This is a genomic window from Paenarthrobacter sp. NPDC091711, from assembly GCF_044756605.1.
Taxonomy (GTDB): Bacteria; Actinomycetota; Actinomycetes; order Actinomycetales; family Micrococcaceae; genus Arthrobacter.
In genome coordinates, this window is record NZ_JBIVTF010000001.1 from 229,346 (window position 1) to 255,978 (window position 26,633).

At 61.4% G+C, this 26,633-nt stretch carries 24 protein-coding genes; 10 read left to right on the forward strand and 14 right to left on the reverse strand.

The features are described from left to right. Positions 1 to 65: 65 nt before the first annotated feature. Complete coding sequence (locus tag ACIQH5_RS01110) at positions 66 to 1,055, reverse strand: Lrp/AsnC family transcriptional regulator (RefSeq protein WP_400399517.1); 990 nt, start codon at positions 1,053 to 1,055, stop codon at positions 66 to 68. Between the two features lie 102 nt (positions 1,056 to 1,157). Here ACIQH5_RS01110 and ACIQH5_RS01115 point away from each other — a divergent pair, with 102 nt between their 5' ends. Then, positions 1,158 to 2,015: an RNA polymerase sigma factor gene (locus ACIQH5_RS01115; protein WP_400399519.1), complete on the forward strand. Its 858-nt coding sequence runs from the start codon at positions 1,158 to 1,160 to the stop codon at positions 2,013 to 2,015. A gap of 92 nt (positions 2,016 to 2,107) precedes the next feature. Here ACIQH5_RS01115 and ACIQH5_RS01120 read toward each other — a convergent pair whose 3' ends face one another. Beyond that, the gene (locus tag ACIQH5_RS01120) at positions 2,108 to 2,590 is read right to left on the reverse strand and encodes a MarR family transcriptional regulator (RefSeq protein WP_400399521.1); all 483 of its coding nucleotides are present in this window, start codon (positions 2,588 to 2,590) and stop codon (positions 2,108 to 2,110) included. Positions 2,591 to 2,710: 120 nt separating this feature from the next. Here ACIQH5_RS01120 and ACIQH5_RS01125 point away from each other — a divergent pair, with 120 nt between their 5' ends. Next, positions 2,711 to 3,925: an FAD-dependent oxidoreductase gene (locus ACIQH5_RS01125; protein ID WP_400399523.1), complete on the forward strand. Its 1,215-nt coding sequence runs from the start codon at positions 2,711 to 2,713 to the stop codon at positions 3,923 to 3,925. A 60-nt stretch (positions 3,926 to 3,985) separates the two neighbouring features. Here ACIQH5_RS01125 and ACIQH5_RS01130 read toward each other — a convergent pair whose 3' ends face one another. Then, entirely contained in the window at positions 3,986 to 6,379 is a 2,394-nt protein-coding gene (locus tag ACIQH5_RS01130; RefSeq protein WP_400399525.1) for an ATP-binding cassette domain-containing protein, read from the reverse strand. A gap of 130 nt (positions 6,380 to 6,509) precedes the next feature. On the opposite strand from ACIQH5_RS01130, the gene ACIQH5_RS01135 reads away from it, so the two are divergent. From ACIQH5_RS01135 to ACIQH5_RS01145, 3 genes are read left to right on the forward strand one after another with little or no spacing between them, the layout of a single operon-like run. Beyond that, positions 6,510 to 7,646, forward strand: coding sequence for a type III polyketide synthase (locus tag ACIQH5_RS01135; RefSeq protein WP_400399527.1), 1,137 nt, complete (start codon positions 6,510 to 6,512; stop codon positions 7,644 to 7,646). Next, positions 7,643 to 8,356: a class I SAM-dependent methyltransferase gene (locus ACIQH5_RS01140; protein ID WP_400399529.1), complete on the forward strand. Its 714-nt coding sequence runs from the start codon at positions 7,643 to 7,645 to the stop codon at positions 8,354 to 8,356. The genes ACIQH5_RS01135 and ACIQH5_RS01140 overlap by 4 nt, the downstream gene beginning before the upstream one ends. Then, positions 8,349 to 9,479 (forward strand): FAD-dependent oxidoreductase, encoded by a 1,131-nt coding sequence (locus tag ACIQH5_RS01145; protein ID WP_400400226.1) that lies wholly within the window; start codon positions 8,349 to 8,351, stop codon positions 9,477 to 9,479. The genes ACIQH5_RS01140 and ACIQH5_RS01145 overlap by 8 nt, the downstream gene beginning before the upstream one ends. Before the next feature lie 10 nt (positions 9,480 to 9,489). On the opposite strand, the gene ACIQH5_RS01150 is transcribed toward ACIQH5_RS01145, so the two are convergent. After that, entirely contained in the window at positions 9,490 to 9,897 is a 408-nt protein-coding gene (locus ACIQH5_RS01150; RefSeq protein ID WP_400399531.1) for a nuclear transport factor 2 family protein, read from the reverse strand. Between the two features lie 54 nt (positions 9,898 to 9,951). On the opposite strand from ACIQH5_RS01150, the gene ACIQH5_RS01155 reads away from it, so the two are divergent. After that, positions 9,952 to 10,626 carry a peptide deformylase gene (locus ACIQH5_RS01155; protein ID WP_400399533.1) on the forward strand — a complete coding sequence of 225 codons (675 nt, stop codon included), beginning with the start codon at positions 9,952 to 9,954 and terminating at the stop codon, positions 10,624 to 10,626. Between the two features lie 33 nt (positions 10,627 to 10,659). On the opposite strand, the gene ACIQH5_RS01160 is transcribed toward ACIQH5_RS01155, so the two are convergent. After that, positions 10,660 to 12,675 (reverse strand): S9 family peptidase, encoded by a 2,016-nt coding sequence (locus tag ACIQH5_RS01160; RefSeq protein WP_400399535.1) that lies wholly within the window; start codon positions 12,673 to 12,675, stop codon positions 10,660 to 10,662. Positions 12,676 to 12,743: 68 nt separating this feature from the next. Between ACIQH5_RS01160 and ACIQH5_RS01165 the strand changes: the two genes are divergently transcribed. The 4 genes from ACIQH5_RS01165 (at position 12,744) to ACIQH5_RS01180 (ending at position 15,802) form a co-directional block, all read left to right on the forward strand. Then, a complete protein-coding gene (locus ACIQH5_RS01165; RefSeq protein ID WP_400399537.1) occupies positions 12,744 to 13,586 on the forward strand; it encodes a putative RNA methyltransferase in 843 nt (280 codons plus the stop codon). 80 nt (positions 13,587 to 13,666) lie between these two features. Further along, entirely contained in the window at positions 13,667 to 14,128 is a 462-nt protein-coding gene (locus ACIQH5_RS01170) for an NfeD family protein (RefSeq protein WP_105691804.1), read from the forward strand. A 92-nt stretch (positions 14,129 to 14,220) separates the two neighbouring features. After that, positions 14,221 to 15,198, forward strand: coding sequence for an SPFH domain-containing protein (locus ACIQH5_RS01175; protein ID WP_141283521.1), 978 nt, complete (start codon positions 14,221 to 14,223; stop codon positions 15,196 to 15,198). Positions 15,199 to 15,454: 256 nt separating this feature from the next. After that, positions 15,455 to 15,802, forward strand: coding sequence for an RNA polymerase-binding protein RbpA (locus ACIQH5_RS01180; protein ID WP_011774875.1), 348 nt, complete (start codon positions 15,455 to 15,457; stop codon positions 15,800 to 15,802). A 110-nt stretch (positions 15,803 to 15,912) separates the two neighbouring features. On the opposite strand, the gene ACIQH5_RS01185 is transcribed toward ACIQH5_RS01180, so the two are convergent. The 9 genes from ACIQH5_RS01185 to ACIQH5_RS01225 form a co-directional block, all read right to left on the reverse strand. Beyond that, positions 15,913 to 16,656 carry a polyprenol monophosphomannose synthase gene (locus ACIQH5_RS01185; protein WP_400399540.1) on the reverse strand — a complete coding sequence of 248 codons (744 nt, stop codon included), beginning with the start codon at positions 16,654 to 16,656 and terminating at the stop codon, positions 15,913 to 15,915. A 164-nt stretch (positions 16,657 to 16,820) separates the two neighbouring features. Next, a complete protein-coding gene (locus tag ACIQH5_RS01190; protein ID WP_400399542.1) occupies positions 16,821 to 18,479 on the reverse strand; it encodes an amidohydrolase in 1,659 nt (552 codons plus the stop codon). Positions 18,480 to 18,527: 48 nt separating this feature from the next. Next, a complete protein-coding gene (locus ACIQH5_RS01195; RefSeq protein ID WP_400399544.1) occupies positions 18,528 to 21,500 on the reverse strand; it encodes a DEAD/DEAH box helicase in 2,973 nt (990 codons plus the stop codon). Positions 21,501 to 21,524: 24 nt separating this feature from the next. Next, positions 21,525 to 22,361, reverse strand: a complete 837-nt coding sequence (tatC, locus tag ACIQH5_RS01200; RefSeq protein ID WP_400399546.1) for a twin-arginine translocase subunit TatC — start codon at positions 22,359 to 22,361, stop codon at positions 21,525 to 21,527. 6 nt (positions 22,362 to 22,367) lie between these two features. Continuing rightward, positions 22,368 to 22,637, reverse strand: a complete 270-nt coding sequence (gene tatA, locus ACIQH5_RS01205; protein ID WP_062068833.1) for a Sec-independent protein translocase subunit TatA — start codon at positions 22,635 to 22,637, stop codon at positions 22,368 to 22,370. A 36-nt stretch (positions 22,638 to 22,673) separates the two neighbouring features. After that, on the reverse strand, positions 22,674 to 23,024 hold the full coding sequence (locus ACIQH5_RS01210) for a hypothetical protein (protein WP_400399548.1): 351 nt from the start codon (positions 23,022 to 23,024) through the stop codon (positions 22,674 to 22,676). Positions 23,025 to 23,033: 9 nt separating this feature from the next. Beyond that, positions 23,034 to 25,052, reverse strand: a complete 2,019-nt coding sequence (locus tag ACIQH5_RS01215; RefSeq protein ID WP_400399550.1) for a helix-turn-helix transcriptional regulator — start codon at positions 25,050 to 25,052, stop codon at positions 23,034 to 23,036. Between the two features lie 96 nt (positions 25,053 to 25,148). Beyond that, positions 25,149 to 25,544, reverse strand: coding sequence for an FKBP-type peptidyl-prolyl cis-trans isomerase (locus ACIQH5_RS01220; protein ID WP_017200957.1), 396 nt, complete (start codon positions 25,542 to 25,544; stop codon positions 25,149 to 25,151). A gap of 69 nt (positions 25,545 to 25,613) precedes the next feature. After that, positions 25,614 to 26,546 (reverse strand): FKBP-type peptidyl-prolyl cis-trans isomerase, encoded by a 933-nt coding sequence (locus ACIQH5_RS01225; RefSeq protein ID WP_400399553.1) that lies wholly within the window; start codon positions 26,544 to 26,546, stop codon positions 25,614 to 25,616. Positions 26,547 to 26,633: the final 87 nt, after the last annotated feature.

Consider the following 26,633-nt stretch of genomic DNA (forward strand, 5'->3'; position numbering starts at 1 on the left):
ACGCCGGAAATACATAAACTGCCCTGCAGAAAAATTCTGCGGGGCAGTTTCGTGAGATTGGGTGCTCACAACGCGGTGATGCGCCTTCCGTCAGGTGTGAGCCGGTTGCCCATGTGCTTGGGAGTGCGCAGTACTATGCAGCGGTCCATGATTTCCGCGAAGGGAAGTCTCTCGCCGAGCTGCCTCTCCAGCACCGTCATATCCTCAACCCGACGAAGCCATACCAGCATCAGGATTGAATACAGGCCACCGGTAGTGGCCACCAGGCGGACCTCGTTCAAGCCAACGAGCTTCTCTGCTACGGACTCCACCTTGGTGGCCGGAACGCGCAGGAAGTACCACACGGCGACAGGCCAGGGGGAGTAGGGGCGCGCCATCTCCAAGCGCAACACCAACCGCTTCTCGGCAAGGATGGTGGCCAGCGCATTCCTTGCCTTGGTGGTGCTGATTCCCAGGGTTTCGGCAATTTCGGCAACTGAAGCCCGGCCGTTGGTTTGTAGAATCCCGGCAAGCTGGTCCTCTGCGTCGGCTGAGACCCCTCTGGGTGCGGCCGCGGGCAGGGGGAGGCTCGACTCCAAGTGCAACGCCTCCTCATCCTGGAGGGAACGCAGCCGCCAGAGCTGCGCATCGGCGAGGAGCCGTATACCGCGGTGTGTTCGCGTGCGGGTCACGCCGGCGATGTTGGAGAGCCTGTCCAAGACAAACCCGGCCAGTTCGGCATCTGTCCGGCACAGCAGCGTCACCACCATGTCACGGCCGCCGATTGTTTGGTCAATGGAGAGCACTTCGGCGTCGCGGGCAAGATCCTCCGTAGCCTCGGAAATGCGTGCAGGTGTGCATTCCACCTCCACGATTGCGCCCACATACTTCGCTCCTACGCCCCTATAGCTTGCCAACCAGGCCAGCCCTTGATCCTGAAGAGCAGTCCAGCGCCGTGCGAGGGTAACCGCGTCAGCTCCGACTACCGGCGCCAGGACAGCCCAGGGGGCGCGTGGCCGAATCTGAAGGGCATGAAGAAGCCTCAGGTCACGTTCATCCAGGTCGTATTCCTGCATTTGGCATCCCCTTCCCGGCAATTGGCTGCATTTTCCGTGGGTACTTTGTCTCGCTGCCTAGATTCTAGGGTCCGCGAAGATCACTGACGACCATGAGGGGCCATGACTGCTGCGAACCCGTTCCACCCGGAGATGGTCTCCGTAGGAGCGCCTTGTGACGATCCCGGGCAATATGATGACCGATGGCAGGGGAGTGGGGCGCCCCTAAAGGACCCGGCACCGGGAGTGGAGCTCGACGAACCGCCCGGGTGGTGTGACGCATCGCAATTGTCCATGGTGCGAGCGGGGCGTATTTCTGCTTTTGCCGAACTCTTTCGGAGGTACAGAAACCTTGCCGCGTACGTGGCGCGGGTGGAGTCCGATAATCCATCCGACGTGGACGATGTCGTGGGAGAAGCGTTTGCGTCTGTCCTCCAGGCTTTGGTCGTTGGCGGGGGACCCGCGGAGTCTTTCAGGGCCTATCTCCTGACCACGGTGCGGAGAACCGCGCATCGTCGAAACGTACAAGCCAGGCGCGCCGGCTTTCAGAGCGATTTCCCCGTCATGGACATCGGGGTGGGCTATGACGACCGCTACCTGGACGCCTTGGAGGCTACTGCCCTCGTTGAAGCCTTCAGGTCCCTGCCGAATCGTTGGCAGGCAGTGCTTTGGTATAGCGAAGTGGAAACCATGAAACCAGCGGCGGTAGCGCCGATCATGGGATTGACCCCGAACAGCGTTTCGGCGCTGCTCATCCGCGCGCGCAAAGGTCTACGGCAGGCCTACCTCCAGGTTCACGTCCGGGCGGCATCCATGGATTCGTGTACGGAAGTGTCACGGAACTTCGGCAAGTTCGTCCTCAATGATGGGCACATGGCAGGGGCCGCCAAGATTCATCGCCACGTCAATCAATGCTCTTGGTGCGAGGAGGCGCTGGCTTCCTTGCACGAGATGCGAAGGGCTATGAAGGGAGTCGTGTGACCGGCCGGGAGAGGCTCAACAAGCAACTACTTTACATAATGTAGATTATCGGCGTTATGTAGGAGCGCCTGGGAGGGGTGCTGGGTTTGGCGTCAGTGCGCATCGCTACCCAGGCGCGCAGCTGCTTTCTTCTGGATTTCCGCGGCCTTCGCTGAGTAGTCGGCGATGACACGTAGTTCGTCGTCGCTGTAACCCTCCAGCAAGCCGGTTAGTCCGCTCATGAAATCCACGAAGTATGGCGTCGCGGCGGTTACTTGGTCGCCGATCAGCTCTATCAGGACCTTCCGCTTATCCTCGTCATGCCGGACCCTGCGGGCTACACCTTTGGTTTCCAGTCGCTGCATCAGGCCGGTCACCGAGGCTGGCGCCAGCCCCGAGTGCTGTCCAAATTGTCCTGCTGTCATGGGTCCGAAGCGCAGCAGGATATCAATGGCTTTGCCTTCCGTTGCAGACAATCCGCGGAGTTCGGAGACCTTCGCGTGGAACATCACGGCCGCCGTCGAGAGTTCCCGCCCGGAGGCGAAAACGTCTTCCACCAGGGCCTTTCTGGCGTCCGATTCACTGTCTGGGTGCATGAACAGAGGCTAGCAAGTTATTTCGCGATTCCGAAAGGATTGACCACCCGGATTCTTAGCGATATATTTCGTTCGACCGAACGAAATAGTATCTGAACGAAATAGTATCTGGAGGTTTCGATGATGAACTGCATGGTTATTGGCTCCGGTATTGCCGGACTCTCGAGTGGCATAGCGCTGCATAAGGCCGGTCATCGACCTGTCATCTTTGAAGCCTACGGAGCGCCGTCAGACGGCATCGGCGGGTTCTTGACGGTAGCCGTGAATGGTTTTGATGCTTTGGACACTCTCGGCCTCAAAGGGGCGGCAGCAAAGCTGGGTTTCAGCACTCCCCTGATGTCCATGTACTTGGGAAGCAACGGCAAACACCTCATGGACTTCGAATTCGGCGGGTCCCTGCCCGACGGCACCACCGCCCGCACCATGACGCGCTCCGAGCTGTACGGCATGCTGCGGGAAGAAGCCCACCGGCGCGGGATTCGCATTGTTTACGGCAAGCTGCTGACCACTGTGGAAGAAAGCCACCATGGCGTGAGGGCGGTTTTCCGCGACGGCACCTCTGAGCATGGGGACATTGTGGTGGGTGCCGATGGCCTTCATTCACAGGTCAGAAGGTTGATCGACCCCACATCACCGGCTCCCAGGAACATTCCGCTGCTCAACACAGGCGGCATAGTCCCTGCCGGGGTTTTGGCGCCCGGACTGGTTGACGTCGAACCCGGGCGGATGAAGATGGTGTTTGGTAAGCGCTGCTTCTATTGCTATATGCAGGATCCAGAAGGCCGGACCTGGTGGTTTGCCAATCCACTGCAGCGGTCCTCTGAAGATCCCTCCACCTTGGACTCAGGGGCCCGAAAGGTTTGGTTAAGCAAACTCGTCGCCGGGGACCGCACCATCATGGCGGCCATCGTGGGCGCCACGAAAGACATCATCAGGCCCTACACGACCTCGGATTTTCCCAGCATTCCACGCTGGCAGCGCGAGAGGCTCGTTCTGGTGGGCGATGCCGGGCACGCAGCTTCGCCGTCGTCCGGGCAGGGAGCTTCCATGGCAATCGAAGACGCAGTCACGCTGGGTCGTTCGCTCCAAGGGCTGCAGCCGGACTCAATATCGGAAGCATTGGCCCGTTATGAGGACGAACGCAGGACGCGGGCGGAATTGGTGGTCGAATGGGGACGCAGAAATGCGGCGCCAAAAGCCCGCGGCCAGTTCAAGCGTGTTATTGAGGACCTGGTGCTGCCCGCGGTCTTCCGCGGAATCGCCCGCAAGTCGGAAGACAACTTTGATTGGGTCTACCGGCATCACATTGAGTGGGACACGGCAAATGGTGAATAAGCCACCTGGCAACGGAACTGCGGGCCGGCATTGACTGCCGACCCGCAGCGCGTGCGCGAGTCAGACACCGACGTACGCAGCCAAATGTTTGCCCGTCAGCGTCGACTTCCCGGCCACCAGCTCAGCCGGCGTTCCGGCGAAGACGATCTTGCCGCCGTCGTGACCGGCGCCGGGGCCGAGGTCAATGATCCAGTCCGCATGCGCCATCACAGCCTGGTGGTGTTCGATGACAATCACGGATTTCCCGGACTCAACCAGACGGTCAAGCATGCCCAACAAGTTTTGGACATCGGCGAGGTGCAAGCCGGTGGTTGGCTCATCGAGGATATAGATGTCGCCCTTTTCAGACATTTGCGTCGCCAATTTCAGACGCTGGCGCTCACCGCCGGACAACGTGGTGAGCGGCTGGCCAAGCGTCAGATAACCCAGCCCGACATCGGCCAGGCGATCGAGAATTTTATGGGCCGCAGGGGTCCTGGCGTCACCGTCGCTAAAGAAGACCACAGCCTCGTCAACGGACATTGCAAGCACCTCTGCAATATTGCGTCCCCCCAGCCGGTACTCCAGGACGGCGGCCTGGAATCGCTTTCCCTCACATTCTTCACAGGGCGATTCCACGGTTGCCATCACTCCAAGATCCGTGTAAATAACACCCGCGCCATTGCACGTGGGGCATGCACCCTCGGAGTTCGAACTGAAGAGCGCAGGTTTGACCCCGTTGGCTTTGGCAAACGCCTTACGGATAGGCTCCAGCAGCCCTGTGTACGTGGCCGGATTGCTCCTGCGCGATCCCCTGATTGCGCCCTGATCGATTACCAGGACGCCGTCGCGCTTGGCAGCTGAACCGTGGATCAATGAGCTCTTGCCGGAGCCGGCTACGCCGGTCAGGACGCAGAGAACGCCAAGGGGAATGTCGACGTCGACGCTCTTGAGGTTGTTTGTTGAGGCGTCCCGGATCTCCAGATGGCCGGCAGGCGTACGCACGCTGTCCTTAATGGATGCCCTGTCGTCAAGGTGGCGCCCGGTGATGGTGTCGCTCCCCCGCAATCCCTCCAGGTCACCCTCGAAACATACTGTGCCGCCGCCGGTACCGGCACCAGGTCCAAGGTCGACCACGTGGTCGGCGATCGCAATGGTTTCCGGCTTGTGCTCCACCACCAGCACAGTGTTTCCCTTGTCCCGAAGCTGCAGCAGCAGCTGGTTCATGCGCTCGATGTCGTGGGGGTGCAAGCCAATGGTGGGTTCGTCGAAGACATAGGTGATGTCGGTGAGTGACGAACCCAGATGCCGGATCATCTTGGTCCGCTGGGCCTCTCCCCCGGACAACGTGCCGGCAGGCCGGTCCAGGGACAGATAACCCAAGCCGATTCCAGCGAACGAGTCCAGAAGATGCTGGAGTCCCTTGAGCAAAGGGGCTACGGAGGGTTCATCAAGCTCGCGGACCCATTCCGCGAGGTCACTGATCTGCATGGTGCAGACGTCAGCAATGCTCTTACCGTTGATCTTGGAAGACCTGGCTTCAGGGCTCAGCCGGGTACCGTCGCACTCCGGGCACGTAGTGAACGTGATGGCGCGCTCAACGAACGCACGGATGTGGGGCTGCAGGGCATCCACGTCCTTGCTGAGCATCGACTTCTGGATCTTCGGGATGACGCCTTCGTAGGTAAGGTTGATGCCCTCCACTTTGATTTTGGTGGGCTCCCGGTAAAGGAGATCGTGGAGTTCCTTCTTGGTGAACTTGGCGATGGGCTTGTCCATGTTGAAGAACCCTGAGCCGCTGAAAATCCGTCCATACCAGCCGTCCATGGTGTAGCCGGGAATGGTCAGGGCGCCTTCGCTCAGGGATTTTGTGTCGTCATACAGGGCCGTGAGATCAAAGTCATTAACAGCCCCCATGCCCTCGCAGCGGGAACACATGCCTCCGAGGCGATTGAACGAGGCTTTCTCGGTCTTGGTTTTGCCTTCGCCGCGTTCCACGGTGATGGCGCCACTGGCCTTCACTGTGGGCACGTTGAAAGAGTAGGCGTTGGGCGAGCCGATGTGGGGTTGGCCAAGGCGGCTGAACAGGATCCGCAACATGGCGTTGGCATCTGTGGCTGTACCCACGGTGGAGCGCGGGTTGGAGCCCATCCGTTCCTGGTCCACGATGATCGCGGTAGTCAATCCTTCAAGAACGTCGACGTCCGGCCGTGCCAGGGAGGGCATGAAACCCTGCACGAAGGCACTATAGGTTTCGTTGATCATTCGCTGCGACTCTGCGGCAATGGTTGCGAAGACCAATGAACTTTTCCCGGAGCCGGAGACACCCGTGAAGACCGTGAGCCGGCGCTTCGGGATCTCGATGCTGATGTCCTTGAGATTATTTTCACGTGCACCCTGGACCCGGATCAGATCGTGGGTGTCCGCAACGTGGGACCCCGGAGATTGCGTGTCCGTGCTCGCGGCAATAGTCATGATTTCTCCATCTGTTAGGCGGCGCTGCCCAACAGTCCCCCGTCGGCGTCGCCTGCTCTCACTGGCCAGCCTCGGCCAGTAGCTTCGATTCTGCCATTGTCTTCCAAGGTTTACTCGCTAAGAATGAAGCATGCCGGTATACATGAGGTCACTTGAAACCGCAGTTCCGCAAACAATTCTTGTCCAGCAGCAAGCCCGGGACGTCTTCGCTTCACAGCCAGGACTGACGCGGCTGGGAACCCGACTGGTCAATACCTGCTTCGACTCAGCAGCCATAGACACCCGATACACCGCCGTGGCCGAGCTCAGCCTTGACTCCCATCCCGAAAATCCCCAGTTCTTTGACCCCGAAACCAACCGGGTACTGAGCCCCAGCACCAAGGTCCGGAACGAGATCTTTGCCACCGAAGCCACCAAGTTGTTCGTCGAAGCCGGCAAAGCCGCAGTAGCCCAGGCACCGGGGATCGATCTGGATGACATCACGCACGTCATTACGGTGTCCTGCACAGGATTCTTCAACCCCGGTCCGGACTACAAGGTAGTGAGGGCTTTGGGCCTCAATCCCGCTGTGCAGCGGTACCACCTCGGATTCATGGGCTGCTATGCGGCTTTTCCCGCGCTCAAGGCAGCCAAACAATTCTGTGTTGCTGATCCCACTGCGGTTGTCCTGGTGATCTGTGTTGAACTCTGCTCGCTGCATGTCAGGACGTCGAATGACCCTGACACGATCATGGGGTCGGCCATCTTCGGCGACGGGGCGGCGGCGGCGGTCGTGAGTGCCCGTGAGCTGGAAGGGCCGGAGCCGGCCTTCAGGCTCGATCACTTTGAGACTGTCCTGACGCCGGTTGGCGAGGAAGCCATGGCCTGGAACATCGGGGACGAAGGATTCGAAATGGTGCTGGGCTCTTACGTCCCCCACATCATTGAAGAACACATCACCGGTGCCTTGGAGCCGCTGCTCGCCAAAGATCCTTCCCTGGCGGGCCTGCCCTATCGGGACATCACCCACTGGGCCATCCACCCCGGCGGCCGAAGCATCCTGGACAAGGTGGAGTCCAAATTGGAACTGACGCAGGAGCAGCTGGTGCCTGCCCGCGAGACCCTGAGGGACTACGGCAACATGAGCAGCGCCACCGTGCTGTTCGTCCTCAAGTACATGCTGGAGAAGGGGGCAACTGAGCAGGAAGAACGGATCTGTTCCATGGCATTTGGCCCCGGCCTGACGGTGGAAACGGGACTCTTCACGCTGGTCTCGCCTGCTCTGTGAGTCCATGGGGGTCCCTCCAAACGAGGGATGTGCAAGCTGTTGAGGAGATGGACAGGGCCGACTGCGACCCCAGGCGACTCCACAGGACCTACGCACGCTTTCCTGTGGTTAACGGGTTGTTGTCTGGATGGCACGGGACGTACCGTCAGCGGCTCCGCCCACTGCTGGCTGCGAACAGCACGGCGTCAGTGCTGGACATTGGATGTGGCAGCGGGGATGTGGCACGGAGCCTGGTGGGGTGGGCGCGGCAGGATGGTTTCCGTCTCTCTGTGACGGCGATCGATCCGGATGAGCGAGCCTTCGCTTTCGCATCCCAAACACCTCCAATGGAAGGTGTTGGTTACCGCAAAGCGCACAGCTCCGAGCTGGTAGCTGAGGGCCGGACGTTCGACGTCGTCATTTCCAACCACATCCTTCACCACCTTGATCCCGGGCAACTCGCAGCTGTCCTGCGTGATTCCGAAGCGCTGAGCCAGGGCCTGTGCCTCCATAACGACCTCAACCGCAGCAACGTCGCATACCTGTTGTTCCTGGCAGGTTTCTGGCCTTTGGGCGTGGGCTCGTACATCTGTGGGGATGGGTTGACGTCCATCCGGCGCAGTTACACTGCGCCGGAGCTAACGGCTGCTGTTCCGGACTCATGGTCGGTGGAAAGAAACGGGCCTTGGCACCACCTGCTCGTTCATGACTCTCGGGAGAATGATGCCTGACGTCGTGATTGTTGGCGCTGGGCCCGTGGGCCTGTTCATGGGTTTGCTGTTGCTTCAGCGGGGGCATCAGGTCCGAATCCTGGAGCGCCGGAGTTCCAGGAGTAACCGTTCAAGGGCCATCGGAATCCACCCGCCGGCACTTGCAGGGCTGGCGCGGGCGGGAGTTGCCGATCCCCTGATAACAGCCGGGGTCCGTATCAAGCGGGGTGTCGCTTACAGCCGGAGGCGTCCGGTGGCCGAGCTGGCGTTCGACGGCGACCCCGGCTTTCCCTTCATCCTTGCCGTCCCCCAGCCGGTTACGGAGGAAGCCTTGGAGCTGGCTGTGCAGAATATGGACGCAGATGCCATCGTCCGGGGTGCCGACGTTCGGGAGGTTGTGGAAGAACTCGGTCACGTCCGCACCATCGCGCATTGCCCCGCAGGTGTTCAGGAGTTCAGCAGCCGGTTAGTGGTGGCTGCCGACGGCGCGCACTCAACCATCCGCAGGCACCATCTGCCGGGCCTGACGGCGCGGAGCTATCCGGACAGCTACATCATGGGCGATTTCCCGGATAACACCGGCCACGGCTCCAAAGCCGTCTTGTACTTGGAACCCGGCGGAATCGTTGAGTCCTTTCCCCTGCCGGGAGGTGTCCGCAGATGGGTGGTGAGACTGGGTGCGCCGGCAAAGGGGCCGACGGCGGATAAGCTGGCCGACTTGGTCCTTGCCAGGACCGGTGAGGTGCTCCATGTTCCGGGCAACTCAATGCTGAGCGCATTCGAAGTAAGGTCGCGGTTGGCTCAACGCATGGTTCACGGCAGAGTGGTGTTGCTGGGGGACGCAGCCCACGAAATCAGCCCCATCGGAGGGCAGGGCATGAACCTTGGCTGGTTGGATGCTGCGGCGCTGGCCCCGATCATCGATGCTTCTTTCCGGGGTGCCGACGTCGGGCCCGACCTGGCAGGTTTTGAGAAGTCCCGCAGAAAGGCGGCGCTACGCGCATCGCGCCAGGCGGGACTCAACATGGCTCTGGGAAGACCTCTCCCGCCTCCAGCGATGTCAGCCAGGAACGCAGTTTTCGCAACCGCGTTGGCAGTACCGGCAATTTCAGGGCTGGTGGAGCGGCGCTTCACCATGCGTTAGGTGAGTTGGGCTATTCGGCGGTTGTGTAATAGCAGTCGTACGTGTCCTGGCTGATGATCAGTCCGTCCCGCAGCTCGAAGACCGCCGTGCTCCTGGCTCGGATGGTATCGCCGCGGTCCCAGTACGGAAGGTCCAGCAGCAAGGTGGCGGACCAGTTCATTTCCAGCACCACACGGTTGTCCTGGCTCGTTGTGCGGACCACGTCAAAGCGCTGATCAGAGACGATGTCCTTGCTATGGTCTGCGCCGGCCAGGGTCTCGGCAAGATCCCGTGTTGAGCCTGCTTTGGACAATGCGTGCGGCCATTCCGTGAGCTTGAAATCGTCAGCGAGGAAGGGCCGGATTTCAGCAGCTCCGCCGCCGGCTTCAACCGTTCGAACAAACCCGAGTACACAATCCAAAGGGGTGGAATCGATCATTCATCGAGCCTAGCCCACACTCGGCGATGCCCGATTGCGCGTTAGGCTCACTGTATGACGCACCAACCTCATCCGGAGGCCACGAGCCCTGCTACGGACTACAACCCCATCCGCATCCGTGATGCTGTTCGCCGGCTGCTGGATGCTGAAGAGCTGCCGCCCATTGTGCAAGCCGGGCACCCTGTGTTGCGTCAGCTCGCCGCGCCTTACGACGGCCAGGTTGATGACGCTGAGTTGGCGGCTTTCATAAACCGAATGAGGGATGTCATGCATGACGCCCCGGGCGTCGGCCTGGCCGCTCCGCAGCTGGGCATCCCGTTGCAACTGGCCGTGCTGGAAGACAAATACCCGGTGGAACCAGAGTCAGCTGCGGTGCGTCACAGGGAACAGTTGGAGTTCCTTGCTGTCATCAACCCCCAGTACCGCCCGCTCGGAACAGAGACGGCCTCGTTCTTTGAAGGGTGCTTGTCCGTCAGTGGGTACCAGGCCGTCGTGACGCGCCACCGGAACGTGGAATTGCGCTACACCAGTCCTGCGGGCGAGCCCACGGAAGCCTGGTTCTCAGGATGGCAGGCCCGCATTGTGCAGCACGAAACGGACCACCTCCATGGCGTCCTGTATTTGGACCGGGCCGAGCTGCGCTCATTGTCCAGCAACGCCGAGCATTCGGCCCGCTGGTCCGCTCCGGAGATTGACGAGGCCCGCCGGGCTCTTGGCTTCCTTCGCTGACGCTGAATGCGGGCAGTACAACCGGCAGGAGAACTAGTCCTGCAGTCGATTGACGTCCGTAGGAAGGTAACGTGCCCACCAGCGGAGGATGTGCTCAAAGCGCTGCCTTCGGTGATGGGGCGTGCCGGACCGTGACAACTCATGATCCTCCCCGGGGAAGATCAACAAGGAAGTTTCCACGCCCTGCGCCTTCAGGTGCGCGTAGTAGCGCTGACCCTGTTCGATGGGACACCGAAGATCGTTCTCGCTGTGAATCACCAGGGTGGGTGTATCGACGCCTGAGACTACCGCCATGGGACTTTGGGCGGCCATCTGCTCCGGTGTTCCTCCGGTGTACTCGGTCCCGAAGAACCACCCGATGTCAGCCGAACCTGCAAAGCTGACGGGGTCCAGGAAGCCACGCTCCACAATTGCACCCTTGAACCGATGGTGGTGGGCAATGGTCCACGCGGTCAGGTAGCCGCCGTAGGAGCCCCCCATGATTCCCACACGGTTTTCATCCAGGGCATCAAACGTGGCCAACGCAGAGTCGAGGAACGCCAGCACGTCCTGCATGTCCACGGTCCCCATGCGCTCCTTGATGGCGCGGCCGTGGGCTTGTCCGTAACCGGATGAACCCCGTGGATTACACATGACAACGGCGTATCCGGCGGCGGCATAGACCTGGGCTTCGTCGAAGAAAGCACCTGTGTATTGGGCGAAGGGGCCGCCGTGAATGGAGAGAAGAACCGGGTGGGGGCCGGGGCCGTCAGGGAAAACCACCCAGCCGTGGACAGGATGGCCATCAGCGGATTCCGCGTCGAAGTCCAGGGGCTCCGTGACCCGGGTGTTGTTGCGCAAAGGGGCGGAGAAGTCCGTGAGGAGGCGGATCTCGCCGTGTTCAAGGGAGGCGACGTCCCCCACCGTGGAGGCGTCGGAGAAGCTCACCGCAATTTCCCCGTTGGCAGCCACCGTAGCCCCATTGACCACCTTGGCTCCATGTACCAGGGGTGAGATCTCACCGTCAGCCGTGACATCGAGCAGTTCGACGCTTCCCAGCGCTGTGTTCAGCACCAAAACGCTGGCCGGTCCGCTGGGCTCCAGTGGTCCCGAAACGTCCAGGTGCTCGACGTCGGTCAAGCCCGTGGCCTCTCCCCCGGTAATCGGCATGGTGTACAGAACGGAATTTCGTGCCACGAAGTCCTTGCCGGTGTCACCCAGGTCCTGGGCGACGTAGAAGAGCCAGCGGCCATCCGTGGAGGCCCGCACAGAAGTGACGGTTTGCGGCTTTCTGTTGGAAGGTTCGACGGCGGTTGGCTGGCCGCCGCTGGCATCCACCCTGTAGACGGAGGTGACGAGGTCGTCGTCGTGTCCTTCATGGAGGGCAGCGATGAAGTAGAGGTTCGTGCCGTCGGCTGAAAAGCATGGTGACTCATGGTCTGAGTCTCCGAACGTGACCTGCCGTGCAGAGGGGATTCCTGCAACAGGGCGTGCGGGCTGTTCGTGGGCGGCCCTCCCGCGAAGAGTGACTGCCGGCTCGCCACCCAATTCAGGCACGTCAAGGACAAACAACTGCTGGCGTTGGTCAGCGGTATAACCGATGCCATTCATTCTGTACTGGTTGCCCGTGACCATCCGGGCGTCTTCTCCCCCGGACGTGACGCCGTCCACCGTGCCGTAGCGGCCCTGTTCCGGTACGCGGGCCTCGAAGGCAATGCGGTGGGAATCAGGCGCCCACACAAAGCCACCCACGCCGGCATGCTGATCGGTGATCTGTTGCGGCTCGCCGCCTGCGGCTTCCACCACGAACAGTTGTGGCTTACCGTCCGGATCGCTCCTCAGGAAGGCAAGAACCAGGCCATCGGGAGAGAACGCCGGGGAACTATCCCTGAATCCGCGGGTGATGCGCCGGGAATACTTGGTGGGATCCAAAGGGATGCTCCACAACTGACCCACATAGCTGTCTGCATCAAAGTCCGGTCTGGTGACGGAAACCACCGCCTTGGTGCCATCGGGGTGGATAGCCGGGGCGGACACGGAGTTCAGCAGGTGCAATTGCTCGGGTTTCACGTTGGTGAGCCTAGCCCGGCAGCTCGGTCCCCGGCACCAGACACTCCGTCCACCGTAGGATTGGAGCCATGTTGTCCGATGCTGTTGCTGCCCTCCGCTGTCCTGTTTGCCGAGGGGCGCTTCAGCTCAGTGAAAGCCGGCAGCAGACACTTGCCTGTGAAGCCGGGCACCTGTTCGACGCCGCCAAACAAGGCTACTTCAACCTTCTGACGGGCAAAGGTACGGTCTTCGAAGCAGACTCTGCAGAAATGGTGGCCGCCCGGTACCGGTTCCTGGAGGCCGGACACTACTCCGCCCTCGCCCGGACCGTTGCAGACGCAGCTGCCGGATCACTTCAGCGCCCCGACGCCCTGGTTCTCGACGCCGGCACCGGCACGGGCCACTACCTGCAAGCGGTGCTTGAGAGGTCCGGTGCTACGGGAATCGGCATGGACATCTCCAAATTCGCGCTAAGGCGAGCCGCACGTCTCAACCCGCAGGCAGCCAACCTCGTATGGGACATTTGGCGCCCGCTGCCAATCGCAGATAACACCGCGGACGTGGTCACAGTAGTCTTCGCCCCGCGGAACCCCGCTGAGTTTGCCCGGGTGGTTCGGCCCGGCGGCTCCTTGATTGTTGTGACGCCACGTCCGGGCCATCTTGCCGAGATCGCAGCCCGGACAGGCATGCTCGGCATTGAGGAGGGGAAAGAAGACCGTCTGGTGGACTCCATGCGGGAATACTTCGACCCCGGCACAAGCAAGAGCCTCGACCTTCCCTTGATGTTGTCCGGCTCCGAGGTTGCCGACCTCGCCTACATGGGTCCGGCCGGACACCACCTGAAGCGCGAAGAGTTGGCCGACATGGCCGCGTTGGAAGGTCCAGTGGCCGCAACCGCGAAGTTCAGGATCAGCGAATTCGCCGTGTCCTGACGTGGGGCGGAACCTCGGGCTAGGATGGAAGAACAGCGACTGTGATCCTGCTTGCGGGATCCGGGACCAAGGGGGAAAAGATGTTCGAATGGCTCGGCGAAAATTGGTGGGCACTCTGGCTCACCGTCTTCCTCGCGTTCGCGGTGGTGGAGATGCTTACTCTCGACCTCTTCTTCATCATGCTGGGCGGCGGTGCCCTGGCCGGACTGATAGCTGACTTTGCAGGGGCCGATTTCTGGCTTCAAATCGTGATTTTCTCCGTGGTCTCCCTCCTGATGATCGTCTTCGTCCGTCCTGTCGCCATGAAGCACCTGCATAAGGGGCCGGCAGAACAGCGCAGCAATATAGACCGGCTTATCGGTCAGTCCGCCCTCGTCATCGAAGCCGTGAGCGGAACCAGTGGGCTGGTCAAAATCGGCGGCGACGTCTGGAGCGCCCGCAGCACAGCCGGTGTCCTCGACGCCGGTGCAACAGTCCAGGTCACCAGAATCGACGGCGCGACGGCGGTTGTAGCCTCGCCTGCCGAGAACAGCCCGCGCTAAGGCGCGCCCTTGAATTTCAGCGGTTGCCGGTGCGGGCAGCCTGCCCGCGTTCAGCCGCATCACACCACGCAATTGGGGAATGAAGGAGATGTATGGACGGCTTAGGAGGAACAGCAGCAGCAATTGTGCTGATTGTTCTCGTCATTTTTGTCATCATCGTGTTGGTCCGTTCGGTGAGGATCATCCCGCAGGCACGTGCCGGCGTCGTTGAACGCCTGGGCAAGTATCAGCGGACACTCAACCCGGGACTAACCATCCTGATACCGTTCGTCGACAGGCTCCTGCCGTTGCTCGACTTGCGCGAACAAGTGGTGTCGTTCCCGCCGCAGCCGGTCATTACCGAGGACAACCTGGTGGTCTCGATTGACACCGTCGTTTACTTCCAAGTGACCGATCCCAGGGCCGCAACCTACGAGATCGCCAACTACATTCAGGCCGTGGAGCAGTTGACCACCACCACGCTTCGCAACGTGGTGGGTGGGCTCAACCTTGAAGAAGCCCTGACATCCCGTGACCAGATCAACGGCCAGCTGCGCGGCGTCCTAGACGAAGCAACGGGTCGTTGGGGAATCCGGGTATCCCGCGTGGAGCTGAAGGCGATTGATCCGCCCCACTCCATTCAGGACTCCATGGAGAAGCAGATGCGCGCAGAGCGGGATCGCCGCGCAGCTATCCTGACCGCTGAGGGCACCAAGCAGTCGCAGATCCTCACCGCCGAAGGCCAGCGCCAAGCCGCCATCCTTGCAGCTGAGGGTGACGCCAAGGCAGCCATTCTGCGGGCAGACGGTGAAGCCCAAGCCATCCAGAAGGTCTTCGATGCCATTCACAAGGGCAACCCGGACCAAAAGCTCCTGGCATACCAGTACTTGCAAACCCTCCCCAAGATCGCAGAGGGGAGCTCAAACAAGCTCTGGATCATTCCCAGCGAAGTCGGCGAGGCACTCAAAGGCATCGGAGGCGCGCTCGGAGGTAACAACGGGGACTCCCCCGTTGGCCTCTTCGGCGGCTCGGATGAGTCCAAGTCGTCCGAGCCGGCGGGAACACCCGCCCAGCCGCGGCCCGCTGAATAAAGCAACGTGCAGTGACTCCGAGCGGTCAGCCATCCAGGCTGGCCGCTCGTTGTTTCTCCCTCCTTTTGAGTAGTGGGCGAGGATCCGCGTATAATGGGATATTTGTCCGGCTGGTTCAGTGTGGATGGAACATTAAAGCTTTGCCAGGCGTTGCAATTAGTGATGCAAGGTGTGCAGAAGTAGTCCGTAAGGATCGTGAAAACGGCTTACGGCTAGCGCGGGGTTCCTGCTCCGCGAACAGACAGAGGGAGTAATCATGAGCGATCGCAGCCTGCGGGGTATGCGTCTTGGCGCCCAAAGCATGGAAACAGAATCCGGCGTTGAACCGGCACCGCGCCAGCGGGTCGAGTACCGTTGCGAGGATGGCGAGCAGGTCTTCGTAACCTTCTCCTCAGAAGCCGAAATTCCCCCCGTTTGGGTATCCAAGACTGGCAAGGAAGCGCTGCTGGTTGATGGCGAGCGTCCCGTGGACGCCAACGAAAAAGCCGTCCGCACCCACTGGGACATGCTCTTGGAGCGCCGCAGCCTTCCCGAGCTGGAGCAGATCCTTGAGGATCGTCTGAACATCCTGCGTGAGCGCCGTGGAGAGCGCCGCTCCGCATAGTCGGTAGTCCGGTGTACAGTCGGGCATCGATGTAGCGAAAAGGCCGGGTCCGGCTCCCCTCTTGGGAGCCGGACCCGGCCTTTGTCGTTGTCTTTGAGAAAGCTTAGGCGTTAATTGGCAACTGCCGGTGACTTGCGGGTGAGTTTGGCCCACCGCGCCGCGAGTCCCCACTTGGTGACGTTGATCATGGCCTCAACCACAATATTGCCGCTCATCTTGGATGCCCCGAGCTCGCGCTCGACGAACGTGATAGGGCGCTCTTCAATGCGCAGCCCAAGCTTGGCTACGCGCCATGCCAGGTCAACCTGGAAGCCGTAACCAACCGACTCCACCTCGTCCAGGTTCAGAGCCTCCAGCGTGCTGCGGCGGAAGGCCCGGTAACCGCCGGTGACGTCCTTGATCTTGACGCCCAGCATGATGCGGGCGTAGGTGCTGCCGATGCGGGAGATCGCCTGACGGTACAGCGGCCAGTTAACTACGCTGCCACCCGGAACCCAGCGGGAGCCCATGGCGAGATCTGCCCCGGCCTCCACGGCATCGAGGAGGAGCGGCAACTGCTCCGGCTTGTGCGAACCGTCGGCGTCCATTTCCACCAGGACGTCATAGCCTGCGGCAAGTCCCCACTTGAAACCTGCGATGTAGGCAGCTCCGAGGCCTTCCTTCCCCTTGCGGTGAAGGACATGTACCTGGCTGTCCTCAGCGGCGAAGTCGTCGGCCAGCTTTCCCGTACCGTCTGGACTGTTGTCGTCCACTACCAGGACATCGGAGTGCGGCACTGCTGCGCGCAGCCGTCCCAATGTCACGGGGAGCGATTCCAGCTCGTTGTAAGTGGGAATGATCGTCAGGACACGCAAGAAGAGGCCTTTCCTTGATGGAGCGGTCAGTGTGCCGGAGCAGCCTGGCGGCTGGCATTCTGGCGCAACTCTCCATTATAGGACGACGACAGGGAAGCATTTGGCGCCTGTGGTGGCGGTCACAAGGCGCGGTTTGCGGCCGCTCGCCTTGGACTGCGGTGACTTTAGACCCTCAGGGACTCGTGAGCGAACAACTCGTGGCCCTCGCGCACCGTCTGCAGGCAGCGGGGGTCGCTGCCGGTGTCAAGGGCCGGCAAAAGTGGCGTCCGCGCCCGGGGATCCGTACTCCAGGACTGCACTCTGCTATCAGCTACCTGCACCATTAGTTCGTCCACCTCCCACACGGCGAAACTTGCCGGAGCGCCCGGGACCAGTTGTCCCATCAGGGGGTTCCGGTGCTTGGTAGCCCGCCACCCCGCACGGGTGTGCCCCAGGAACGCCGCCCGGGCCGATATTCTCTGGTCCGGGCTGCTGTGCTCCAAGCAGGCCCGCACGCTGGACCACGGGTGGAGAGGGGTTACCGGGCTGTCACTTCCGAAGGCTATGGGTACCCCGCTCGAGTAGAAGGACGCGAAGGGGTTCATCGTCTGGCTGCGGCCGCCCAAGCGCTGTTCGTAGAGACCACCTGCGGCACCCCACGCGGCGTCGAAGCCAGGCTGAACACTGACCGAGATGGAGTACTTGGCCAGACGGTCGATGGCGGACTGGTGGGCCATTTCCACGTGTTCAAGGCGATGGCCGGCTGCCCGGATACGCTGCTCCCCCACTTCGGCGGCTGCTGCGTCAAAGGCGTCCAGCACAGCGCCGAGGCCTGCGTCGCCGATGACGTGGAATCCTGCTTGGACTCCCAGCAGGGACGTGGCAACAAGATGTTTGGCGGCGTCGTCCACCGAAAGGTACAAACTGCCGCGTTGGCCCTTTGCGTCGGAATAGTCGTCCATGAGGGCCGCCGTACGGGATCCGATGGAACCGTCCATATTGAGGTCACCAGCAAGGCCCAGGACCTTGGTGCCCAGGCCGTCCAGAATGGCTTGCGCGTGCTCTTGTGAGGTGGCCAGCTCGCCCCAGTACGGAAGAACCTCAGGCGTGTACAGGTCCTCGTTCCATGACGCGGCCATCCTCAAGTCCTCAGGACCGCAAATGTGTGGCGCAGACATTTCGGCGACGGCAACATAGCCATGGGAAGCGGCCTCCCTCAGGGCCGATGCCTGGTAGCTTCGCCGTTCTGGCTCGGTGAAATTCCGGGCAGTCAGCCGGGCAGCGGTATGTGCCGCCCGGACCACGTGGGCCGTCCCGGAGAACCCGTCGAGGTTGTTCAGCCCTGCTGCCGTGGCGAGCGATGATGAAACAAGAGCTGAATGAACGTCAATGCGTGAGAGGTAGACGTGCCGTCCGGCAGCTGCCCTTTCGATCTCTTCCAGGGTAGGGAGTGTGGGATCGTTCCACATCGTTTCATCCCAACCGTGGCCCAAAACTGCGCCCGTGCCGCCAGCAGCAGCAACGGCGTCGAGCAATTCCGTTCCTGAACGTACCCCGGAGAGCTGCAGCCCGGACAGGGCAAGGCCCGTCTCAGTCAGATGCGCATGAGAGTCGACAAAGCCCGGGGCGAGCAGCGCACCCTTGAGGTCGATGATGTCCATGGAGGAATCGGCAATGGAGGACGCTGCCTGCTCGGAGCCAACCCAAGCTACGGTATCGCCGTCCACCACCATGGCTGTGGCAAAGGGATCTGCCGCGGTATAGATCGAACCATTGCGGTACATCGTGACCTTGCGGTCTGTGGTGTTGCGGTCCGGGCCGGCTTGCACGCCTGGCTGGTTCATGCGTTGTGCTCCTGAGCGTTGAAAACTATCTATCTGAAAAGGGACGGCCTAAGCCACGGTGGAGTAAGCCACCACACCGCGGCGGACCAAGTCAATGGATTCCCGGCACACACGAACCAAACGTGGGTCCAGTTGCGGGATTTTGGCCAGCTGGTCAAGGAGGTCCACCACTTGTTTGGCCCACCGAACAAAGTCTCCGGCCGCGAGGTCGGTTCCGCTGAGCACGTCCTGAAGGTGGCGCCCCCTGGCCCACTTGTACATGGGCCACACGAGCCCCAGTTCCGGTTCACCGGTCAAAGGCAACCTGTTGCGTTCCTCGGTATCTTCGAGCTGTGACCATTCGCGGATCACGATGTCTACGGCCGATTCCAAGGAAACGGAAGGCATCTTGGGCCGAAGCCCCCGGTCTTCCCGTTTTGCCTGATACACCAAGGTGCTCGCCAGTGAGGCCAGTTCAGCGGCGTCGAGGTCGTTGATGGCGCCGCGACGGACCGTCTGGGAGATGAGAAGGTCCTTCTCGCCATAGATCCGGCGAAGCCTTTGCCCGTCGGCGCTGATGGTGACGTGTCCGGCGTCGTTGGTTTCCAGGTAGCCGTAAACCGAAAGAACATCGCACACGCGGTCGAACGTCTTGGCAATGGTGTTGGTCCTGCTTTGGATTTGCCGGACCAGGCCGTCTGTCTCCCTGCGCAGCTTCCACCAACGCTCGGACCACCGCGCATGGTCCTCGCGTTCGCTGCAGCCATGGCAAGGATGGGCCCGCAGCGCCCGCCGGAGGTCCGCGATCTTCTTTTCCTGATCCGGTAGACGGGCTCCGAGACCGAAGTCCTCGTGCCTGCTGTTGCGCCGGCTGTGGGGGGCGTCCTCGCTGATAGCGTGCCGCATGGACGAAGCAAGGTCCCGGCGTGCTTTGGGAACCTTGGCGTTGAAGGACTTCGGAATACGGATGCGCGTCACCGGCGACACCGGACCATCGAGGTCGTGGACGCCGATGCGTCGCAGCTGGTTGTCAGAGGTGAGCACCGAGGGCCGCGGTTCGCGGGCGTTGCGGTCCACCTCCAGCACCACGGCATGTCCTGCCAGCCGGCCGCTGTAAATGCTGATCACATCGCCGGGGATCAACCGTGTGAGGGAATCCGCAACATGGGACTTCCGGGCGCGTTGGTGGTCGCGGGCGGCGAAATTCTCGGCATCGCTGAGTTCACGCCGGAGTTTTCCGTATTCTGTGAAGTCACCCAGATGGCACTGCATGGATTTGGCGTAGCCCGCCAGCGACTCTTCACGCCCACGGACCTGCCGGGCAAGGCCCACTACGGAACGGTCAGCCTGGAACTGGGCGAAGGAGGACTCAAGGATTTCACGGGCCCGGACCCGGCCGAACTGGGCAATCAGGTTGATGCTCATGTTGTACGTTGGCCGGAAACTGGAGTTCAAAGGGTAGGTGCGTCGGGAGGCAAGCCCGGCCACGGCGGCGGGATCTGTCCCTGGCTGCCACAGCACCACGGCATGGCCTTCGACGTCGATTCCACGGCGGCCGGCGCGGCCGGTCAGCTGGGTGTACTCCCCCGCAGTGATGTTGACGTGCGCTTCACCATTGAACTTTTCCAGCTTTTCCAGGACCACACAGCGTGCGGGCATGTTGACCCCCAGGGCCAACGTCTCCGTGGCAAAGACGGCCTTGACCAAGCCATCGGCAAAGAGTTTTTCCACCACTTCCTTGAAAGTGGGGAGCATGCCCGCGTGGTGGGCGGCGAAGCCCCTGATGAGTCCGTCCCGCCAACCCCAGAATCCGAGGACGTCGAGGTCATCCGCAGGAATTTCGTGGCTGGCCTCATCCACACGCTGGGCAATCATGTGCTGTTCTTGCTCGGTGGTCAGCCAAAGACCCGATGCTGCACACTGCGCTACGGCCGCGTCACAACCAGCCCTGGAGAAAATGAAGGTGATGGCAGGCAGGAGATCCTGGCGCCTGAGGCTCTCAATAACCTGGGGGCGGCTGGCTTTCCGGACGGGACTACGCTGCTCGGACTGTTGCCGCTCATCACGATAGCGGTCTTGACGCCGCCGGCTCCTGCCACCGTGTCCAAAGCGCCCACTCATGTTCATCCGGCTCTCCGAGCGGGCCATGGCCAGCAGGTCCGGGTTGACCTCGAATTCGGGCCCGGTAACTGCCTGACGCGCCGTGTTCGCCGATGAACGTTTGGCTGAGACGCGTCGTTCAGGGGTGGACGGCTCCGCCAGGACCTCGTCTGATTCGGAGAGGTCGGGCACCTCGGTTTCCTGTGCTCCAGGGGCCTGGGGTGCAATTTCGTCGAAGGTGGTGTCGCCGGCAAAAAGATCCACTATTTCCCGGCCCACCATGACGTGCTGCCACAGCGGCACGGGGCGGTGCTCAGAGACGATCACGTCAGTATCGCCGCGCACGGTGTCCAACCAGGCGCCGAATTCTTCGGCGTTGGACACCGTTGCACTGAGCGAGGCAACCTGCACTTCGCTGGGCAAATGGATGATGACTTCTTCCCACACGGCGCCGCGGAAGCGATCTGCCAGGTAGTGGACTTCGTCCATCACCACAAAGCCCAAGTCTCCGAGGGTCTCAGAATCGGCGTACAACATGTTCCGAAGAACTTCGGTGGTCATCACCACCACAGGAGCTTCACCATTGATGGTGGTGTCGCCCGTCAGCAGGCCGACGTTGGCCGAGCCGTACTTTGCCGCCAGTTCCGAGTACTTCTGGTTGCTCAACGCCTTGATGGGCGTCGTGTAAAAAGCTTTGAGTCCCCGTTCCAGGGCAAGATAGATCGCGAACTCGCCAACGATCGTCTTTCCGGCACCAGTGGGAGCTGCTACCAGAACACCGCGGCCCTCTTGGAGCGACCTGCACGCTTCCCGTTGGAAGTCGTCCAGTTCAAAGTCCAAGGAACGCGCGAATGCACCAAGGTAAGTTTTGGACTCAGCTGCCCGCTGGGCTGCCGCCTGGTAACGGTCTGATGGAGATGAAGACCCGGAAATGGAGGACATGCACCAAGCCTAGTGGGCCAAGGTCTAGAGATTCTCCAGATCCGTGGCCGGGGTTGCGATGTCTGCAGTGGCTTCCGTCTCAGCTGCCCGCTTGATGGCCCGGCGTTCACGACGGCGGTCGTTCAAGAGGCAAACGCCAATGGCCGCGAAGAACAGGATCAGCATGGGCGCTGCAAGGTAGAACATGCTCATGGCGTCAGCGCCGGGAGCGGCCATCGCAGCAAAAAGGCACACCAGGAAGATGGTGATTCTCCAGCTCTTGATGAGCTGTTTGCCCTTGATAATTCCGGCAAGGTTCAATCCCACCAGGACCACCGGAACCAGGAAGGCAATCCCAAAGGCCAGCAGGAGCCGCAGGACGAAGGCCAGGTAAATTTCAGCGCTGATGAAGTTGGAGCCGCCCACCGGAGTGAAATCGGTCAGCACACGAACGGCATTGGGCAACACCAGCCACGCAAGCAGGACGCCACCGATGAACAGTGGCACCGCGGCTGCCACGAAGGACAGCGCCAGGCGACGCTCCTTCTTGTGAAGCCCGGGAACTATGAAGGCCCAAAGCTGGTAGATCCAGACGGGGCTTGAAAGGATCACTCCGAGAAAGACCGAAACCTGGACCATCAGGTCGAAAGAACTGGCTACGCCATCAAAGTTCAGTGTGGCAGCGCGTCCCTCTTTTTCGTTGAGGTCCTTGATCGGCTTGATCAATGCTTCCAGGAGAGGCTGGTAGACGATGAAGCCCACCACTGTTCCCACAATGACGCCGATTGCAGCCTTGAAGAGCCGGTTACGCAGCTCCCTGAGGTGATCCAGGAGCGCCATCCGGGCTTCGGGGTTGGCCTTGCGCCCCTTCGTTTCTACCACTTCTCTTTAGACGCGGTTAGCGGGCGGTACGTCAGTCTCGCCGTTGTTCTTGGTGTTGACGTCCGGGTGGCCCACAACCTTGCCTTCAACGGCGTCGGAAGCGTCCTGGGAGTCCTTGGCCTCGGAAGAACCATCCTTCTTCATCTCCCGGACTTCAGACTTGAAAATACGCATCGACTGCCCAATGCTGCGCGCCATGGACGGCAGCTTCGGCGCTGCAAAGAGCACCAGAGCTAGAACGATGATGATGATGAGATGCCAGCCTTCGAGCCTCATGTGGGGAGGTCCTTTCCTTTTGGATACATCCTACGTCTATCTGAATTCAATGTCGTGCAGGGATTGTGGCTGCCCCCGCTCGGCTTTGCGCTTGACGCGCCGCTGACGACGAACTTCCTGCCGGGAGGCTTTGGCCGTCAGGTAATCATGACGCATCTGATCCGGGGAGGCAAAAACTGCGGACCCTGGCTCAGGGCGCGGTTCCGCTGCCTCAACGTCGGAGGTTTCCGGGGCCGGTGAAAGATTGCTGAAACGTTTACCCGCAGCAGCCAGCTCATGAACAGTTGACATGAATTTCCTGTACAAGCGGTAACCCAGTGTCAGGTGAAGGAGCAACGAAAGGGCTATGAGCGCGATCCACAACAGGATCCAGAACCACCAAGGCATTTGAGTAGTCTAGCCAGCCTTGGTGCCCGAAGGTGAGTCGTACTGAGCCAGGGCCGCGTCAATCCACCTGCGGGTTTCCTCCCGCGCGGCGCGCGGTTCGAGAATCCGGACGGCACCCCCATGCTGGGACACAAACATCGGCAACCATCCGGCGTCGCCAAACCGCACCTCGGCGAGCAGTCCGCCGTCGGGGAGTTGGGCGGTGCGTTCGGCGTAGTAGTCATCGGCAAGCCCGGCGCCTTGGCGGGTCAATTGGAGCGTCACCAGTACGTCGTCGTCTCCGGGCGTGAACAACCGCGCCGGAAAGTCCGGCCCTGCTGTGGCTGCTCCGGAGACAGCCCGGCCATTGGTCTCCAGGGTTTCCACCCGGTCCAGCCGGAAGTTTCTGACGCCGGCCTTGCTGTGGCAATAAGCCTCGAAATACCACGTGCTGTCCAGGGAGTAGAGCCGCAGGGGGTCGACGTCGCGCTCGGTCACTTCGTCGCGTTGCAAGGAGAAGTACCTGAGCCGCAACTGCTGGCCTTCCCTGATGGCCTGGGTTACGGCGGCAAAAGCCCGTGACTGTTCCGGCGCCACGGATTGGCCCGACACGGAACCGGCCAATCGTGCTGCCTGTCCCGCCGCGCCCGTCAGCTTGATGGTGACAGATTCCAAGGCACTGCCTGACTCGTCCTCAGGCACGCCGGCCAGGGCAGGCAGGTCCCCCAGCATCGCCAGGCCGGTCAGCAGCGCCGCCGCTTCATCTTCACTGAACCGCACCGGCCGGTTCAGGTCCAAGTGCTCGGAGATGTACACGTGATCGTTTTCCCACTGGATGTCCAGAAGGTCGTCCGGATAACCCTCGGGCAGGCCTGAACAGATGAGGATCTTCAGGTCATCGATCAGGGCCTTGCGGCTGATGCCGAAGTGATCAGCCACCTGCTGGATGTGCAGGCCTTGGTGGTGGACCAGGAACGGCACCAGTTGCAGCATCCTGGCCAACTGGTCTTCGGAGGTGCGCTTGCGCGCCCGGGGCGCGCGGGCCGCCTCGGGAAACTCGATGGGTACCGGCGGGGCGTCATCAAAGTCTGCGGCAGCTTTGAGGCGGCGTACGACGGCGGCGCGCAGTTCCGCTGGGCCAGAGACTCTCAGATGGGGTCCATAGGATGCCAGCTCTTCGCCCAGTTGCTCCGGATCCCGGAAATCCACCGTCAGGCGGTCACGGCCACTTGCATCCGGGGACTCTTCGAGGGAGGTGGCCTTCTTGCGCAAGGCAAGCAATCTGTCCTTATCCACGTCCAAGGTGGCTTGCCGGACGGGGAGCTCGTTGAGTTCGTCCAGCTCAGCCCGGGCGTTGAAGCCTTCCGGCGGGTGGAAGCTGCCCGTGGTGACCACTTCTACTGCCGTGGTCATCCTGGAGAGCCTGAACAGCCTCTTGGCCCCTCTCCCCCGGTCCAAGCCAACGAGATACCACTGACCGAAGCGACTACCCAGGCCCCAAGGTTCAACGTCGCGGACTTCTTCCCGCCCCGTACTGACCGCAAGGTAGCCGAACCGGACCGGGTGCTTGCCGTGCATCGCTGCAACGACGTCGTCGAAGGCCTGTCCTGCAGGCTTGATTCGCGGTTGGACGCCTGCGGGGAGGTCCACGTCCGTAAAGCCTCCGGCCGCCTGCAACTTCCGTACAGCGTTGGCGGCTGCCGTGCCTAGGGCTGCGCGTTCCCAGAGCTGGGCAGCGAGCAGCAGGACGGTGCCCTCTGCAGGCGTCAGGTTCACATCAGGAAGCCGGTTGGAGTCCTTGCCGATCCGGTAGCGCGCCGAGGCGGGATCGTCCGCACCGAAGTTTCGGGGGTCCATCACGGTTTCGATGTCAAAACCGAAATGCTTCAGATCCACTTTGTCGCGCTCGAACATCCGCCCAAAGGCGACATCGTTCTCCGCGGAATCGTGGTAAACCTTTTCGCGCAGCACAGCGCGTGGGAGGCCCACTTTGGTATTGAGCAAAGCCAGGAGAAGGTTCAGGAGACGTTCAGTGCGGGATGCGGACACGGTTGCTACGTTACTAAAGACCAGCCCGAAAGCAGCAAGGCGCGTCACCGACCGGCAAAAACCGGAAGGTAACGCGCCTTGCGAAAAGCTGATGTCCTAGCGAACAGCTACGAGGTCCACCACGAAGATCAGGGCCTCGTTGGGCTTGATGGCTCCACCGGCCCCGCGCGAGCCGTAGGCAAGCTCGGAGGGAATCTCCAGGCGACGTCGGCCGCCCACCTTCATGCCCAGCAGGCCCTGGTCCCAGCCCTGAATGACCTGGCCGACACCCACACGGAAGTCCAGAGGTGCTCCGCGACCCCAGGAAGCGTCAAATTCTTCGCCAGTGGACCAGGCAACGCCCACGTAGTGGGTAGACACGGTGTCCCCGGCCTTGGCCTCGGGGCCGGTGCCCTCAATAAGGTCCGTGATGACGAGGTCCGTGGGGACGTCGCCTTCCGGGAAGTCGATTTCGGGCTTGGTACGGTCAAAGTCACGCTGACCAAATGACATGGTTACTCCTTGGGTTTTGGGAACGGAGAAGTTTTCAGGAACCAGCTTAGCCAGAACCCGCGCAAGGTTTTACTTTTTGCCGGTGATCTCAACGACGAAGACCAGTGGGCCTGCGGGCTTGCCCTGGGCGGCGGCGCTTGCACCATACGCGAGATCCGTGGGAATCGTCAGGAGGACCTTGGAGCCAACTTTCTGGCCCGTAAGTCCGAGCGTCCAGCCCTTGATGACCTGGTTCAGGCCGAAGGTAGCGGCTTCACCGCGGTCGTAGCTGGAGTCGAACTTTGTGCTGTCTTCCCAGCGCCAGCCGGTGTAGTTGGCGTCGATCGTGTCAGTGTCTTTGAGTTCCTCGCCGGTGCCCTCGGAAAGGACCTTCACGGAAAGGCCGGCAGGTGCATCAGTCTTGGGAATCTCCACGGACGGAGCACCCTTGTCATCAAAGGTCACCTTGGGAAGCTTGCCGTCTTTGTCCAGCTGATCGGTCTCTTCCTTGCTCAAAAGACCGGGTGCGTCCTTGGCGGAGGCAATCTTGAAGATCACCAGCTGGGAGGAGGCCGGCGCCGAAGCGGAGGCGCTGCCCGGAGCAGCAATGGCCACATGGCTGCCTACCTTGGCGCCGATGATGGCGTCGAAGATCAGCTCGTTGCCGGATTTCATCTGCTCGGAGAGCTCGATCGGCTGGGGTCCCTTGGTGTAGCCGTCCTCAAGCGTTTTGCCATCGGTACCATCAACCGCTACATACACAAGTTCGGCGATTTGACCCATTTTGACCGTTTCCCCGTCACCTTCGCTGACAACCTTGACGGTGGGTCCTGTCACGGCGAGGGGCTTGGAGAATTCAATTCCGGGCGCTTTGTCATTGCCGTTGTCCGTCACCTTCAGGGAGTCGAGCTTGGAGACGTCACCTACTGATTTGCTGGTGGGCTCGGCGGCCGGAGTGTCTCCGCCACCGCATGCGGTCATCAGCAGCAGGGCGGGAAGGAGGATTGCTAGGAGTCGGCGCACAAAAAGACACTTTCGTCGGGGCAAGGGGGCACTCGGAAAGGCGCGTAGCGCATCCAAGCGAGGCGAGTCTCGGGAAGAGACCACTAT

What these genes read in the sequence shown, in the direction of transcription:
- ACIQH5_RS01110 (WP_400399517.1), bottom strand. Translation starts at nt 1,055, where the DNA reads ATGCAGGAATACGACCTGGATGAACGTGACCTGAGGCTTCTTCATGCC.
- ACIQH5_RS01115 (WP_400399519.1), top strand. Translation starts at nt 1,158, where the DNA reads ATGACTGCTGCGAACCCGTTCCACCCGGAGATGGTCTCCGTAGGAGCG.
- ACIQH5_RS01120 (WP_400399521.1), bottom strand. Translation starts at nt 2,590, where the DNA reads ATGCACCCAGACAGTGAATCGGACGCCAGAAAGGCCCTGGTGGAAGAC.
- ACIQH5_RS01125 (WP_400399523.1), top strand. Translation starts at nt 2,711, where the DNA reads ATGATGAACTGCATGGTTATTGGCTCCGGTATTGCCGGACTCTCGAGT.
- ACIQH5_RS01130 (WP_400399525.1), bottom strand. Translation starts at nt 6,379, where the DNA reads ATGACTATTGCCGCGAGCACGGACACGCAATCTCCGGGGTCCCACGTT.
- ACIQH5_RS01135 (WP_400399527.1), top strand. Translation starts at nt 6,510, where the DNA reads ATGCCGGTATACATGAGGTCACTTGAAACCGCAGTTCCGCAAACAATT.
- ACIQH5_RS01145 (WP_400400226.1), top strand. Translation starts at nt 8,349, where the DNA reads ATGCCTGACGTCGTGATTGTTGGCGCTGGGCCCGTGGGCCTGTTCATG.
- ACIQH5_RS01150 (WP_400399531.1), bottom strand. Translation starts at nt 9,897, where the DNA reads ATGATCGATTCCACCCCTTTGGATTGTGTACTCGGGTTTGTTCGAACG.
- ACIQH5_RS01155 (WP_400399533.1), top strand. Translation starts at nt 9,952, where the DNA reads ATGACGCACCAACCTCATCCGGAGGCCACGAGCCCTGCTACGGACTAC.
- ACIQH5_RS01165 (WP_400399537.1), top strand. Translation starts at nt 12,744, where the DNA reads ATGTTGTCCGATGCTGTTGCTGCCCTCCGCTGTCCTGTTTGCCGAGGG.
- ACIQH5_RS01170 (WP_105691804.1), top strand. Translation starts at nt 13,667, where the DNA reads ATGTTCGAATGGCTCGGCGAAAATTGGTGGGCACTCTGGCTCACCGTC.
- ACIQH5_RS01175 (WP_141283521.1), top strand. Translation starts at nt 14,221, where the DNA reads ATGGACGGCTTAGGAGGAACAGCAGCAGCAATTGTGCTGATTGTTCTC.
- ACIQH5_RS01180 (WP_011774875.1), top strand. Translation starts at nt 15,455, where the DNA reads ATGAGCGATCGCAGCCTGCGGGGTATGCGTCTTGGCGCCCAAAGCATG.
- ACIQH5_RS01190 (WP_400399542.1), bottom strand. Translation starts at nt 18,479, where the DNA reads ATGAACCAGCCAGGCGTGCAAGCCGGCCCGGACCGCAACACCACAGAC.
- ACIQH5_RS01195 (WP_400399544.1), bottom strand. Translation starts at nt 21,500, where the DNA reads ATGTCCTCCATTTCCGGGTCTTCATCTCCATCAGACCGTTACCAGGCG.
- tatA (WP_062068833.1), bottom strand. Translation starts at nt 22,637, where the DNA reads ATGAGGCTCGAAGGCTGGCATCTCATCATCATCATCGTTCTAGCTCTG.
- ACIQH5_RS01210 (WP_400399548.1), bottom strand. Translation starts at nt 23,024, where the DNA reads ATGCCTTGGTGGTTCTGGATCCTGTTGTGGATCGCGCTCATAGCCCTT.
- ACIQH5_RS01220 (WP_017200957.1), bottom strand. Translation starts at nt 25,544, where the DNA reads ATGTCATTTGGTCAGCGTGACTTTGACCGTACCAAGCCCGAAATCGAC.